The sequence below is a fragment of the Pseudoruegeria sp. SHC-113 genome (assembly GCF_025376885.1).
GTDB lineage: Bacteria > Pseudomonadota > Alphaproteobacteria > Rhodobacterales > Rhodobacteraceae > Pseudoruegeria.
In genome coordinates this window covers 717,092-729,724 of record NZ_JAHUBR010000001.1, presented here as the reverse complement: position 1 = coordinate 729,724, position 12,633 = coordinate 717,092, and the positions used below count along the sequence as shown (strand labels likewise).

The following is a 12,633-nucleotide window of genomic DNA, read 5'->3' as shown; positions in this document are numbered from 1 at the left end:
CAGGCTTGAACCACGGCGGGGCACCTTTGCGGTGCCCTGCCCCACTTTGTTCCCCAAATATCCCCGCCGGAGGCATCCGACCTCAGCCACCGGCGGGCCATCAGAGCATGATCACCCGCACCCACCAGAAAGACGACGCCGCCTCCACCGCGCTCTACTCCGATTGCGAGCGCTACCGCTACGCGCTGACCCGCATATGGGATCCTGCCGGGCGCAAGGCGGTCTTCCTGATGCTCAACCCCTCCACCGCCACGGAAGTGCAGAACGATCCCACCGTGGAGCGTTGCGAACGCCGCGCGCGCACGCTGGGCTTCGGGGCCTTCCGGGTCTGCAACATCTTCGCCTGGCGCGACACCGACCCGCGCAAAATGCGCGCCGCGGCCGATCCCGTCGGCCTCGAGAATGATGCCGCCATCCGGGAGGCCGCGCAGTGGGCCGATCAGATCATCTGCGCCTGGGGCACCCATGGGGCGCATCTCAATCGCGGCCCCCAAGTCGAGGCGCTCCTGCGCGAAACCGGCCTGCCGCTGTTCCACCTTGGCCTCTCCAAGGCGGGCCACCCCAAACACCCGCTCTACATTGCCTATTCCGAAGCCCCGCGCCCCTGGGACGTCGGGGAATAGCTTGCGCCACGGGCTTGGCCGGGTAACGTGGGGCAACGAAAAAGGGACATCATGAGCGCTGACCAAGATACGCTGACCGAAGAACTGGCTGCCATCCGCCAGGAGCTGCATACGTTCAACAACCATCGCATCGTGCGCATCAACAACAACATCTGGCGCACGCTGATGTTCCAGTTCGCCCGTGGCCTCGCCTTGGGTCTGGGCACGGTGATCGGCGCCTCGGTGCTGGTGTCGGTGGTGATCTATTCGCTCTCCAAGATCGATTTCATCCCGATCATCGGCGATTGGGCCGGGGAGATCGCGCAGGAAATCCAAGGCGAATACGACAAGGGCAGGCCCGCGCCTGAAACCGAAGCCTCCGCCGCCGAGCCTGCGTCTCCCGCGAGCGAATAGGATTTACCTAAAAGTTTCGGAATTCTTAACGCCATCCTAAGACCCACGCGGGTTTACTCTCTCCACGCGCGTCCGAATCGCGCGCTTGGTTTGATGAGTGAGGCACCTGCGCCATGATGGGATTGGTGGGTTTGTTCGGCCTTCTGGCCGCGGGCTTCGTCGCCGACATGATGCTCGGCGGGGAAGAGATCGAGGGCACCGAAGGCGATGATGTGCTGGAAGGCACCGACGGGGACGACGTGATCTCTGGCCACGGCGGCAACGATCTGCTCGCCGGGGGCGATGGCAATGACATCATCGACGGCGGCAGCGGCTCCGACAATATCCTTGGTCAGGCGGGGGACGATCTGCTCACCGGGGGCGAGGGCTCCGATGACGTCGTGGGCGGGGATGGCAACGATGTGCTGATCGGCGATGAAGCCGCCGACTTGCTGCGCGGCTGGGGCGGCGACGATACGCTTTCTGGCGGTGCGGGCGATGACACGCTGATCGGCGGCGAGGGCAATGACGTCCTCTCCGGCGGCACGGGCGATGACCAGCTTGAAGGCGGCTACGGGGACGATAGCGTCACCGGCGGCAGCGGCGCGGACGCGATCATAGGCGGCGGCGGCAACGACACGCTGACCGGCACCGTGCAGGACGCCGACGGCAATGATACGGACGGGCAGGATTTCCTCAACGGCGGCAGCGGCGACGACGTGCTGGTGCTCGGCAACGAAGATGTCGGCACAGGCGGCGAAGGGGCGGACAGCTTCTTTGTCGGCGACTGGATCGAGGAGGGCAGCGAGGCCACGATCATGGATTTCAACGCCAGCGAGGATGCGCTGTTGATCCAGTACTCCGGCCCGACCGGCGTGCTGCCCGAGGTCACCCTGCAGGAGGTTCAGGCGGGCGACGGGCAGGACAGCGAGATCTATCTGGACGGCGTCCACATCGCCACGCTGAAAGGGGTGAGCGGGCTGGATCCGAGCCAGATCGCCCTTCTGACCTAGGCTGGCCCCGGCACCGGCGGCACGCCGCCTGAGGGTAGCGCGCATATTTTTCCCTTTCCCCGCGCCGCGATTCTGCGTATACGCGCCCATCCTTCCCTCTTCGGGGGGAGGCCTCCACGGGCCCTGCTGGACGACATCCCGGCTTGCGCCATGACATGAACTCAAACCTTTAGGAGACCCCGATGTCGATCACCGTTGAAGAAAAAGACCGCGTTATCAAGGAATTCGCCACCAAAGAAGGCGATACCGGCTCCCCGGAAGTCCAGGTTGCCATCCTGACCTCGCGCATCAACACGCTCACCGAGCACTTCAAGACCCACAAGAAGGACAACCACGGCCGCCGTGGCCTTCTGAAAATGGTTGCCCAGCGCCGCAAGCTGCTGGACTACCTGAAGGGCAAGGAAGAAGCCCGTTACCAGAGCCTGATCGAGCGCCTCGGCATCCGCCGCTAAGCGCCGCTTCACAGGCCTCTGTGAAACGCACCGCGTCTTCTCCGGAAGGCGCGGTTTTTTTTTGTACCTGTCCTCTTGCCCGGCGGAACGCCGGGCAGCCCCCGTCCGCCCCCATCGGGCCGGGGCTTCACCCCCACCCGGCGGACGGGACCTGCCCTTAGCAAGAGAAATCCCGCGACAAAGCCAAACAAAAAAGGCCCGCGCGGAGCACCGGCGGGCCTTTCAGGTTCATCCGTTGGCCACGATCAGAAGTAGCGCAGCCAGATGTAGACGTGGGCAATCGCCAGCGTCAGGATCATGATCGGGAAGGCGTACTTCATGAACTGCATGAAGCCGATCGGCTGTTTCGCCTTCTCGGCGAAAGCCGCCACGGTCAGGTTCGCCGAAGCGCCCAGCAGCGTGCCGTTGCCCCCCAGACAGGCGCCCAGCGCGAGCGACCACCAGAGCGGCTCGATCGCCTCAGGCCCACCGAAGGTGTCGGCCGTGCTTTCGATCAGCGGGATCATCGTTGCCACGAAGGGGATGTTGTCGAGGATCGCCGACAGGATGCCCGAGGCCCAGAAGATCAGCAGCGCCGTCTTCTCAAGATCGCCTTCGGTGATTTCCAGCACCTTGTTGGCAAAGATCTCCAGCAGGCCCACGTGCTCCACACCGGCCACGATGACAAAGAGGCCGCCGAAGAAGAAGATGGTGATCCATTCGACTTCGCCGAAGATGTGGTGCACGGCTTCGGATTGCTCCTCGCCCTTGTGGTGACCATAGGCCAGCAGCATCAGCAGGCCTGCGCCGGCCAGCGCCGAGGTGCCCGGCTGGATGCCGTAGCTGTGGCCCAGCGTGAAGCCCGCAAGCACCAGCGCCAGCACGCAGAGCGATTTGATCATCAGCGCGCGGTCGGTGATCGCTTCGCCCTCGTTGAACTTCATGATCCGCTCGGAGGCCGATTTCGGGATCGCCGCAAGCGCCTTGCGGTTCATCTGGTAGATGATGCCGGTCAGCACCACGAGGCAGATCGCGGAGATCGGGGCGAGGTTCACCACGAACTGGTTGAAGCTCAGACCCGCCGCGGAGCCGATGATGATGTTGGGCGGGTCACCGATCAACGTAGCCGTGCCGCCCACGTTGGAGGCGAGGATTTCGGCGAGGAAGAAGGGAAAAACCTTGGTTTCCAGCGCGTCGGTGATCAGCAGCGTGATCGGCGCGATCAGCAGCACCGTCGTCACGTTGTCCAGCAGCGCCGAGAAGACGGCCGTGATCACCGTGAGCATGATCAGGATGCCGGTTGGATCGGCCTTCACCGATTTCGCCGCCTTGATGGCCACATATTGGAACAGGCCGCTTTTGGAGGTGATGCCGACGATCACCATCATGCCAATCAGCAGGGCGAGCGTGTTGGCGTCCACGCCATCCACGGCCTGCTCTTGGTTGAGGATGCCGAAGAGCACCATCAGCGAAGCGCCCAGCATGGCGAGGATGGCGCGGTTGACTTTCTCGGTGATGAGCACCGCGTAAACGGCGATGAGGATCCCGGTGGCGACCCAAAGCGGCTCAATGCCGAGAAGATCGGGGACGGAGAAGGCGGCTTCCCCGTGGTGGGCAGTTTGTTCAGACACGGTTTTCGTCCGGTTTTATGATCTTGGGAGGATGAGGAGCAGGCTTAGCTGAGCGCGCGATCCAGCAGGGAATTGCTGGAGACGGTGCCGACGAAACGCCCGGTCTTGGGCTCGACGAGCACAACGTGACGCTTGAATTTGTAGTACAGGAAGATGCCTTCCATGATCGGCGTGTCCGGGGCCGCAACGGGAATGTTGTCGGGGTTGGACATGTTGTTGACGACCTTCTCGTATTTCAGCGCTTCGAGCTGGTTGTCGAAATCTTCCTTGTCGAGGTTCATGAAGCTCAGGTGCCCCATGGCCACGCGGCTCGTGCTGTCGTTCAGGCCGATGATCGCGGCCTTCGGCAGGAAGAGCTTGAGCAGCGTCGGCGCGGTGAAGACGCCAAGGTATTTGCCGTCGGCATCCACCACCGGCAGGAAGCGGGCGCGGTTCTGTTTGATCAGTTGGAAGGCGGTTGCCACGCTTTCCTCGGGGCCGATAGTGATTTGCTCATCACTCGGCACCATCACGTCCTGGCACGTCAGTCCCATGTGTTGTGACCTTTTCTTTTCCGGTTCTTCTGGCGGGCACGAGGGTGCCCATTTCGATCCCTCACACGGTGCGGAGGCGGGCTGTGAAGCGGCCATGCGGGCCAGCGCAACGCGTGTTGGGCGGCTTCATTCCACTCAAAGCGGCGGCTGGCTAGGGATTTCTTTGCAGGCTTCAAGGGAGGCGGGGCGGGTTCGGGGCAAAAAACCGCACGCCGCAGCGCAGCGTGCTCTCAACCCCTTATAAAACCGTCTGTTTTTTCGGCAAACATGGATCCGGCCCGCCGTGAGCGCCGCAGAGCCTTGCACTTTCTGCGGGGCGGCTATGCAGATAGTGCAAACCGGATTAGGCGGGATTGGTCTGAATTCAGAACCACTTCACAGCCCGCCGCTCCGCAACCCGCCCGGCACTCCAAAAGGCGACTCAGGCCCTGATGTTATCGCAAACATCCCGCCAGATGCGCGTTGGAGCGCCTGCCAGTGCCCGGAAAACAAGCGCCCCCTTCCAATCCGGCCCAAACTCTAGTATGCGCGGGAAATCTGAGACTTGCGCACTGGCCCTGGCGCTCGCAGTTAAGATGGAAAGGGCCGGCGGCAATGGGGCCGCCAACTCATCAGGGAGACCCGGGAACGCCCGGGAGGGCTCCCTTACAGGATACGCTAGATGTTTGATGTAACCAAGAAATCGATGCAGTGGGGCGACGAAACCCTCACCCTCGAAACGGGCAAGGTTGCCCGTCAGGCCGATGGCACCGTCATCGCCACCCTCGGCGAAACCTCTGTCATGGCCAACGTGACCTTCGCCAAGGAACAGAAACCGGGCCAGGATTTCTTCCCGCTCACGGTTCACTACCAGGAAAAATACTACGCCGCCGGCAAGATCCCGGGTGGCTTCTTCAAGCGCGAGGCGCGCCCGACAGAGAAGGAAACGCTGACCGCGCGCCTGATCGACCGTCCGATCCGCCCGCTCTTCGTGCCGGGTTTCAAGAACGAAGTGCTCGTGATGTGCACCGTTCTGTCCCATGACCTCGTCAACGATCCCGACATCGTGGCCATGATCGCCGCTTCCGCCGCGCTCACCATCTCCGGCGCGCCCTTCATGGGCCCGATCGCCGGTGCCCGCGTGGGTTACGTGGATGGCGAATACGTGCTGAACCCGTCCTGCGACGACATGCACATGCTGCGCAACAACCCCGAGCAGCGCCTCGATCTGGTTGTCGCCGGCACCAAAGACGCCGTGATGATGGTGGAATCGGAAGCCTACGAGCTGACCGAAGCCGAAATGCTGGGCGCCGTGACCTTCGCGCATGAGCAGATCCAGCCGGTGATCGACCTGATCATCTCGCTGGCCGAAGAATCCGCGAAAGAGCCGTTCCAGTTCGAAGCACCGGATTATGCCGATCTGTTTGAAGCCGTGAAAGCCGCCGGTGAAGCGCAGATGCGCGCCGCCTACGCGATCACCGACAAGCAGGACCGCGTGGCCGCCGTTGGCGCCGCCCGTGACGCGATCAAGGCCGCTCTCACCGAAGAGCAGCTGGCAGACGCGAACCTCGGCTCCGCGCTGAAGAAGCTCGAGTCCACCATCCTGCGTGGCGATGTCGTGAAGAACGGCACCCGCATCGACGGCCGCAACACGACGACCGTGCGCGCCATCGAAAGCGAAGTCTCGGTTCTGCCCCGTGCGCATGGCTCCGCCCTGTTCACCCGTGGCGAAACGCAAGGCCTCGTGGTCACCACGCTGGGCACCGGCGACGACGAGCAGATGATCGACGCGCTGACCGGCACCTACAAATCCAACTTCCTGCTGCACTACAACTTCCCCCCCTACTCCGTGGGTGAAGTGGGCCGCGTGGGCTCCCCGGGCCGCCGTGAAATCGGCCACGGCAAGCTTGCCTGGCGCGCGCTGCAGGCGGTTCTGCCGGCCCCGACCGATTTCCCCTACACCATCCGCGTGGTGTCGGAGATCACCGAGTCCAACGGCTCCTCCTCGATGGCCTCCGTCTGCGGCGGCTCGCTCTCGATGATGGACGCAGGCGTTCCGCTGAAAGCCGCCGTGGCCGGTGTGGCCATGGGCCTCGTGCTGGAAGATGACGGCTCCTACGCCATCCTGACCGACATCCTTGGCGACGAAGATCACCTCGGCGACATGGACTTCAAAGTGGCTGGCACCGAAGCCGGGATCACCTCCCTGCAGATGGACATCAAAGTGGCCGGCATCACGCCCGAGATCATGGAGAAAGCCCTGGCGCAAGCCAAGGAAGGCCGCCTCCACATCCTCGGCGAAATGTCCAAGGCACTGTCTGAAGCCGGCGAGTTCTCCGATCATGCTCCGCGCATCGAGACGATGACCGTCCCGACCGACAAGATCCGCGAAGTCATCGGCTCCGGCGGCAAGGTCATCCGCGAAATCGTGGAAACCTCCGGCGCGAAGGTCGACATCAACGACGACGGCGTGATCAAGATCGCTTCGGCCGACGCGGAAGCCATCAAGAAGGCCCACGACATGATCTACTCGATCGTGGCAGAGCCGGAAGCTGGCCAGGTTTATGACGGCAAGGTCGTGAAGATCGTCGATTTCGGCGCCTTCGTGAACTTCTTCGGCAAGCGCGACGGCCTTGTGCACGTTTCGCAAATCGAAAACCGCCGTCTGAACCACCCCTCCGACGTGCTGAAAGAGGGTCAGGACGTGAAAGTGAAGCTGCTGGGCTTTGACGATCGCGGCAAGGTGCGCCTCTCCATGAAGGTCGTGGACCAGGAGACCGGCGAAGAGATCAAGGAAGAGAAGAAGGAAAAGGCTGAGGACTGATCCTCACCCCTTCTTTCAGACTTTAAGAGAAGGCCCCGGCATGTCCGGGGCCTTTTTGCATACGGCAGCCCGCCCAAGGTTGACTTGCCCCCGCCTGCGCCCAAGATGAAAGCCAGAGCGGCAACAGGAGCCCCCATGTTTCTCACCCTATTTGGCACCCTCGTGATCGCGGGGATCGTGGGCTACGTGACAGAGCGCACGGGCTTCACCCACAACGGCTACCTGCCCTCGATCATCATCTGTGTCGGCGGGGCGCTGCTGTTCTTCTTCGTGCGGATCATGTTCGGCATCAGCTTCGGCTCACCCGGGCTGAACGCCATCGTCGCTTCCGTCGGCGCGCTGATCATCGTGCCGACGCATTATCGGAAGTAGGCCTGCGCGGGGTTACATACCCTTGTCCATCGGCTCCACAACGGCCCCGCCGCCCTCGACCCAATCCTTGAAGCCACCGAGGTTGTAGACCTCGTCATAGCCCAGATCCTTGAGCAGCTTTCCGGCCAGCGCGGCCCGGCCGCCTGAAGCGCAGTGCAGCACCACAGGGCGACCCTTGCGCAACTCAGGATCATGGAAGGGGCTCTCCGGATCAGCCCGGAACTCCAGCATTCCACGCGGCACGTGGTGCGAACCCTCGGCGCGGCCGTTGGCCTCCAGTTCCGGGGCGTCGCGGATGTCGAGCAGCAGCGCGCCTGCAGCCACCTTGGCGGCAGCTTCGGCCTGGCTGATCCGGGGGACGACGGCATTGGCGGCAGCAACGAGTTCGGCAGCGGTCACGGGCATGGCGGCTCTCCTTTTGCTTCGAGTCGGACCAGCCTAGGCGGAGGACCATTTTCTGGCAAGACGCCGCCTATTGCCGGTTTTGTACAGAGGCGCCGGGCCGATGTGCCGGTTTTGTACAAGCCCGCGATCAGGGCAGTTCCGGCCCCAGCCATGCGCCCAGACCGGCGGCTTCGAAGGTGGCCCGCACCGGCCCCGGGTTCTCGAAACGGTCAAGGATCCGGTTCTGGCCCTGCTTGCGCAACGCACCGGCGAGCGGCCCGACGGAGGGCAGACCGAGAAAGCCGGTGAGACGATCCGCAATGCCGGGCGCGAAAAGATCGGCATAGGCGACCCTGAGGCTGGGGTTCGGCAGGGCCGCAATCCAGTGACCGAGGAAGAGATCCTCGTTGGCCAGCCGGTTGCATTCCGCCAAGGCCCACTTCGGCGCCGGTGCGATCCGGGGAGGCGGCCCGTCGCCGCCCGAGGCAACCCAGCGGCCGGTTTTTTCGACCTGCCGGGCAGAGGCAAACTGGGCGAGCTTGTTGCTGCGGCTGACGTGGATCAGCGAGATGTCGGGGGCTGATGGCAGGATCTCGGAAAAGAGGCGCGGGTTATGATGAAACAGCAGCTTCGCCCCGATGGAGAGCAGCCCCTCCGTTTCCAGCCCCTCGCCCGCCAGCTTCCTGTGCAGGAAGCCCGCCGGATCGGCATCCCGGGCCGCAAGCCGCGCCGGATCCCTGATCTTGTCGCCGTCGTCGTCGATCTGGCCAAGGTCGAACAACTCGCCCCGGCAGCGGATGGAGGGATGGGCGTTGAGCAGGGATTGCAGGTAGGTGGAGCCGCTGCGGGCCTGGGCAATGATCAGGAATCTCCGGTGCATGTCGGCTCCTTTCCGGGCGGGTACTGCATGATTTAGCCGAGCCTGCACGCAATGGCCAAGGTGACACCAGCGCGCGCGCCTTCAAACCGCTGTTAACGCAATCGCGGGATTCTGCGGGCAGAAAAACGGCCAAGGGCGTGCGATGCAGATTCCCCTCAGCCAGGCCCGCGACAGGCTCGGACACCTCGTGGCACGGGCACAAGACCCACGTGAAGTGATCGTGCTGACACGGCACGGCAAACCGCTGGCGGCACTGGTGTCGATCCCGGAAGCCCGCCGGATCTGGGACCTCGCCGATACCGAGGCACTGGGGCACCGCCCCCCATTGAGCGGGCGCCGCGCGGGGCGGGCACTGTCGTTGCCGCCCGGGCTGGTGGAAGGGCGTGATGGCAAGCTCGTGACCCGTCGGGAAGCCGCGCTTCAGGTGCAGGAACTCCAGATGAGCCGGAGGATGGAGCGTGAAATCCTCGCGGCAGGCGGACTGGAGCCGGTGACGGGCGGAGAGATCGGCACCGGCGCGCCACGCTGGCCGCGCCTGAAGCGGCTGCTGGGGCGCATGCGCAGGCTGGGAAGATTGCGAAGAAGTGCGCAGGCGGGCTGATGCCGATCTCCGGCCGGAAGACGTTTGCCCACTGGCCAATGCCGCGTCGAGCGCCTAGGTTGCCGCGCCAAATACCCGTTTCACGAGGAAAGACATGCCCCGCCTGACCGCCCTTCTCGCCGCTCTTCTGATGCTTTCTGCCTGCGAAACCGTGAAAGGGGCCGGCAAGGATCTGGAGAGCGCTGGCAGCACCATCAGCCGCGAAGCCGAAAAGGTGCAGCGGCAGTTCTGATCCTTCCGGCCTTCCCCTGCCTTCCCTCTTCCCCCCCCGGGAAATGCCTGCCACTATCCACAGGACGGCGCTGGCCACACCGGCAGGGCGCGCAGCCGGAACGCAAACGGAATGCCAGAAGAACACCTCACCGCCACCACGGACGCGCAACTCGCGTCCGAGCCCCCCGAAATCGCCGCCATCCGCCAGAAGTTCCTCGCCCCCGAAACGGCTGAGGGGCTGATCGTGCGGGGCCAGTTGCGGCAGGATCTGCTGGCGCTGGTGGTCAATGGCTTCAAGCCCGATGGCTACTTCGTGGAATTCGGCGCCACCAATGGTGAGAAATACTCTAACAGCAACCTTCTGGAATTGCATTTCGGCTGGAAGGGCATCCTTTCAGAGCCCGCGGTGGGCTGGCACGCAAAGCTGCGCCGCAAGCGCAACTGCATCATCGACACGCGCTGCGTCTGGCGCACCACCGGCGAGCAGCTGGAGTTCGACATGGCCGACTCCCGCACACTTTCAACGCTCGCGCAATTCGCCGACAGCGATCATCACGCCGAGAAGCGGGAAAAGGCGGAGCGGATCATCGTGGAGACCGTTTCGCTGGTAGATCTTCTGGCCCAGCACAACGCCCCGGCCTTCATCGACTACCTGTCGGTGGACACGGAGGGCAGCGAGTTCGAGATCCTGAACGCATTCGATTTCAGCCGCCATAGGTTCGGGCTGATCACGGTGGAGCATAATTTCACCGAGCAGCGGGCGCAGATCCACGCGCTGCTGACGGCCAATGGCTATCAGCGGATCCTGACGGACCTCAGCAAATTCGACGATTGGTACATCCCGAAAGCCGCAGAATAGGCGATGCTTTCTCGTGGCCCCGTTGGGGCCACGGCTGGATCAATCGTCCATCTTCAGCGCGGAGATGAACGCCTGTTGCGGGATCTCCACCTTGCCGAACTGGCGCATTTTCTTCTTGCCGGCCTTCTGCTTGTCCAGAAGCTTGCGCTTCCGGGTGGCGTCGCCGCCGTAGCATTTCGCCGTCACGTCCTTGCGCATGGCCGAGAGCGTTTCGCGGGCCACGACGCGGCCACCAACGGCGGCCTGGATCGGGATCTTGAACATGTGGCGCGGGATCAGTTCCTTGAGCTTCTCCACCATCGCACGGCCTCGCATCTCGGCGCGGTCGCGGTGCACCATGACGGAGAGCGCGTCCACCGGCTCTTCGTTCACGAGGATCTGCATCTTCACGAGGCTGTCCTCGCGGTAGCCGATCATCTGGTAATCGAAGCTGGCGTAACCCTTCGTTACCGATTTCAGGCGATCATAGAAATCAAACACCACCTCGTTGAGCGGCAGATCGTAGACGACCATGGCGCGGCTGCCGGCGTAGGTGAGATCCAGCTGGATGCCGCGGCGATCCTGGCAGAGCTTCAGCACGTCGCCGAGGTATTCGTCGGGCACGAGGATCGTGGCCTTGATGCGCGGCTCTTCGATGTGATCCACATGGGTCAGATCGGGCATATCGGCGGGGTTATGCAGCTCGCGCACTTCGCCGTCGCGCATGTGTACGTGATAGACCACGCTCGGCGCAGTGGTGATCAGTTCGATATCGTATTCGCGTTCCAGCCGGTCGCGGATCACTTCCAGATGAAGGAGGCCAAGGAACCCACAACGGAAGCCGAAGCCCAGCGCGGCGGAGGTTTCCATCTCGGAGGAGAAGGAGGCATCGTTGAGCGAGAGCTTCTCGATCGCGGTGCGCAGATCTTCGAATTCGGCGTTGTCCACCGGGAAGAGGCCGCAGAAGACCACGGGCTGGGCGGGTTTGAAGCCCGGCAGCGGCTTTTCGCAGCCCTTGCGCTCATGGGTGACGGTATCGCCCACGCGGGTGTCTCGCACCTGTTTGATGGAGGCGGTCAGGAAGCCGATTTCGCCCGGGCCCAGCTCGTCGATCACCGCCATCGCCGGGCGGAAGACACCGATGCGCTCCACCGGGTAGACGGCGTTGGTGGACATCATGCGGATCTTGTCGCCCTTCTTCAGGACGCCATCGATGATGCGCACCAGAACGATCACGCCGAGGTAGCTGTCGTACCAGCTGTCCACGAGCATCGCCTTGAGTGGCGCGTCGCGCGTGCCTTGCGGCGCGGGCAGGCGGGTGACGATGGCTTCCAGCGTTTCGCGGATACCGATGCCGGTCTTGGCGGAGACCTGAATGGCGTTGGAGGCGTCGATGCCGATCACGTCCTCGATCTGCTCCGCCACGCGCTCGCAATCGGAAGCGGGCAGGTCGATCTTGTTCAGCACCGGCACGATCTCGTGGTCCGCATCAATCGCCTGATAGACGTTGGCCAGCGTCTGCGCTTCGACGCCCTGGGTGGAATCCACCACCAGCAGCGAGCCCTCTACCGCCTGCATCGAACGGGAGACCTCATAGGCGAAATCGACGTGGCCGGGGGTGTCGATCAGGTTGAGCACGTAGCGCTCGCCGTCCTCGGCCTCGTAATCGATACGCACGGTGTTGGCCTTGATGGTGATCCCGCGTTCGCGTTCGATGTCCATCGAGTCCAGCAGCTGTTCCTTCATGTCCCGGTCCTGAACGGTACCGGTGGCCTGGATCAGGCGGTCTGCGAGGGTGGATTTCCCGTGGTCGATATGGGCGACGATGGAGAAATTGCGGATTTTGGCGAGATCGGTCATGGCTCGGCATATGATGTGGATTTGACCGCTGGTCAAGCGGTGAAAACAAGGGCGTTGCGTCGTTTCAGCTCTCACAGAG

Annotated in this window: 14 protein-coding genes; 9 read left to right on the top strand and 5 right to left on the bottom strand. The window is 63.4% G+C overall.

The window, feature by feature from the left end; translation table 11 throughout:
• Positions 1–107 precede the first annotated feature (107 nt).
• The 4 genes from KVX96_RS03630 to rpsO all read left to right on the top strand — a co-directional run bounded on the left by KVX96_RS03630 (position 108) and on the right by rpsO (position 2,460).
• Positions 108–623: a DUF1643 domain-containing protein gene (locus KVX96_RS03630; protein WP_261192883.1), complete on the top strand. Its 516-nt coding sequence runs from the start codon at positions 108–110 to the stop codon at positions 621–623.
• A 51-nt stretch (positions 624–674) separates the two neighbouring features.
• A complete protein-coding gene (locus tag KVX96_RS03625) occupies positions 675–1,016 on the top strand; it encodes a DUF5665 domain-containing protein (RefSeq protein ID WP_261192881.1) in 342 nt (113 codons plus the stop codon).
• Between the two features lie 113 nt (positions 1,017–1,129).
• Entirely contained in the window at positions 1,130–2,008 is an 879-nt protein-coding gene (locus KVX96_RS03620) for a calcium-binding protein (RefSeq protein ID WP_261192880.1), read from the top strand.
• A gap of 182 nt (positions 2,009–2,190) precedes the next feature.
• Positions 2,191–2,460, top strand: a complete 270-nt coding sequence (rpsO, locus tag KVX96_RS03615; protein ID WP_261192878.1) for a 30S ribosomal protein S15 — start codon at positions 2,191–2,193, stop codon at positions 2,458–2,460.
• A gap of 245 nt (positions 2,461–2,705) precedes the next feature.
• Here rpsO and KVX96_RS03610 read toward each other — a convergent pair whose 3' ends face one another.
• Together KVX96_RS03610 and KVX96_RS03605 are read right to left on the bottom strand one after the other, a co-directional pair.
• Positions 2,706–4,070 (bottom strand): ArsB/NhaD family transporter, encoded by a 1,365-nt coding sequence (locus tag KVX96_RS03610; RefSeq protein WP_261192876.1) that lies wholly within the window; start codon positions 4,068–4,070, stop codon positions 2,706–2,708.
• A gap of 44 nt (positions 4,071–4,114) precedes the next feature.
• Positions 4,115–4,603, bottom strand: coding sequence for an HPP family protein (locus tag KVX96_RS03605; RefSeq protein WP_261192875.1), 489 nt, complete (start codon positions 4,601–4,603; stop codon positions 4,115–4,117).
• 661 nt (positions 4,604–5,264) lie between these two features.
• Here KVX96_RS03605 and pnp point away from each other — a divergent pair.
• Complete coding sequence (gene pnp / locus KVX96_RS03600; RefSeq protein WP_261192874.1) at positions 5,265–7,406, top strand: polyribonucleotide nucleotidyltransferase; 2,142 nt, start codon at positions 5,265–5,267, stop codon at positions 7,404–7,406.
• Between the two features lie 135 nt (positions 7,407–7,541).
• On the top strand, positions 7,542–7,778 hold the full coding sequence (locus KVX96_RS03595) for a hypothetical protein (RefSeq protein ID WP_261192873.1): 237 nt from the start codon (positions 7,542–7,544) through the stop codon (positions 7,776–7,778).
• A 12-nt stretch (positions 7,779–7,790) separates the two neighbouring features.
• Here the strand turns inward: KVX96_RS03595 and KVX96_RS03590 are convergent, their stop codons facing one another.
• Positions 7,791–8,183, bottom strand: coding sequence for a rhodanese-like domain-containing protein (locus KVX96_RS03590; protein ID WP_261192872.1), 393 nt, complete (start codon positions 8,181–8,183; stop codon positions 7,791–7,793).
• A 127-nt stretch (positions 8,184–8,310) separates the two neighbouring features.
• The gene (locus KVX96_RS03585) at positions 8,311–9,042 is read right to left on the bottom strand and encodes a sulfotransferase (RefSeq protein ID WP_261192871.1); all 732 of its coding nucleotides are present in this window, start codon (positions 9,040–9,042) and stop codon (positions 8,311–8,313) included.
• A 142-nt stretch (positions 9,043–9,184) separates the two neighbouring features.
• Here KVX96_RS03585 and KVX96_RS03580 point away from each other — a divergent pair, with 142 nt between their 5' ends.
• The 3 genes from KVX96_RS03580 to KVX96_RS03570 all read left to right on the top strand — a co-directional run bounded on the left by KVX96_RS03580 (position 9,185) and on the right by KVX96_RS03570 (position 10,715).
• Entirely contained in the window at positions 9,185–9,643 is a 459-nt protein-coding gene (locus KVX96_RS03580; protein WP_261192870.1) for a type II toxin-antitoxin system Phd/YefM family antitoxin, read from the top strand.
• 94 nt (positions 9,644–9,737) lie between these two features.
• Positions 9,738–9,875 carry an entericidin A/B family lipoprotein gene (locus KVX96_RS03575; RefSeq protein ID WP_261192869.1) on the top strand — a complete coding sequence of 46 codons (138 nt, stop codon included), beginning with the start codon at positions 9,738–9,740 and terminating at the stop codon, positions 9,873–9,875.
• Positions 9,876–9,986: 111 nt separating this feature from the next.
• Positions 9,987–10,715, top strand: a complete 729-nt coding sequence (locus tag KVX96_RS03570; protein ID WP_261192868.1) for an FkbM family methyltransferase — start codon at positions 9,987–9,989, stop codon at positions 10,713–10,715.
• A gap of 39 nt (positions 10,716–10,754) precedes the next feature.
• Here the strand turns inward: KVX96_RS03570 and lepA are convergent, their stop codons facing one another.
• Positions 10,755–12,554 (bottom strand): translation elongation factor 4, encoded by a 1,800-nt coding sequence (lepA, locus tag KVX96_RS03565; RefSeq protein ID WP_261192867.1) that lies wholly within the window; start codon positions 12,552–12,554, stop codon positions 10,755–10,757.
• Positions 12,555–12,633: the final 79 nt, after the last annotated feature.

What these genes read in the sequence shown, in the direction of transcription:
- KVX96_RS03630 (WP_261192883.1), top strand. Translation starts at nt 108, where the DNA reads ATGATCACCCGCACCCACCAGAAAGACGACGCCGCCTCCACCGCGCTC.
- KVX96_RS03625 (WP_261192881.1), top strand. Translation starts at nt 675, where the DNA reads ATGAGCGCTGACCAAGATACGCTGACCGAAGAACTGGCTGCCATCCGC.
- KVX96_RS03620 (WP_261192880.1), top strand. Translation starts at nt 1,130, where the DNA reads ATGATGGGATTGGTGGGTTTGTTCGGCCTTCTGGCCGCGGGCTTCGTC.
- rpsO (WP_261192878.1), top strand. Translation starts at nt 2,191, where the DNA reads ATGTCGATCACCGTTGAAGAAAAAGACCGCGTTATCAAGGAATTCGCC.
- KVX96_RS03605 (WP_261192875.1), bottom strand. Translation starts at nt 4,603, where the DNA reads ATGGGACTGACGTGCCAGGACGTGATGGTGCCGAGTGATGAGCAAATC.
- pnp (WP_261192874.1), top strand. Translation starts at nt 5,265, where the DNA reads ATGTTTGATGTAACCAAGAAATCGATGCAGTGGGGCGACGAAACCCTC.
- KVX96_RS03595 (WP_261192873.1), top strand. Translation starts at nt 7,542, where the DNA reads ATGTTTCTCACCCTATTTGGCACCCTCGTGATCGCGGGGATCGTGGGC.
- KVX96_RS03590 (WP_261192872.1), bottom strand. Translation starts at nt 8,183, where the DNA reads ATGCCCGTGACCGCTGCCGAACTCGTTGCTGCCGCCAATGCCGTCGTC.
- KVX96_RS03585 (WP_261192871.1), bottom strand. Translation starts at nt 9,042, where the DNA reads ATGCACCGGAGATTCCTGATCATTGCCCAGGCCCGCAGCGGCTCCACC.
- KVX96_RS03580 (WP_261192870.1), top strand. Translation starts at nt 9,185, where the DNA reads ATGCAGATTCCCCTCAGCCAGGCCCGCGACAGGCTCGGACACCTCGTG.
- KVX96_RS03575 (WP_261192869.1), top strand. Translation starts at nt 9,738, where the DNA reads ATGCCCCGCCTGACCGCCCTTCTCGCCGCTCTTCTGATGCTTTCTGCC.
- KVX96_RS03570 (WP_261192868.1), top strand. Translation starts at nt 9,987, where the DNA reads ATGCCAGAAGAACACCTCACCGCCACCACGGACGCGCAACTCGCGTCC.
- lepA (WP_261192867.1), bottom strand. Translation starts at nt 12,554, where the DNA reads ATGACCGATCTCGCCAAAATCCGCAATTTCTCCATCGTCGCCCATATC.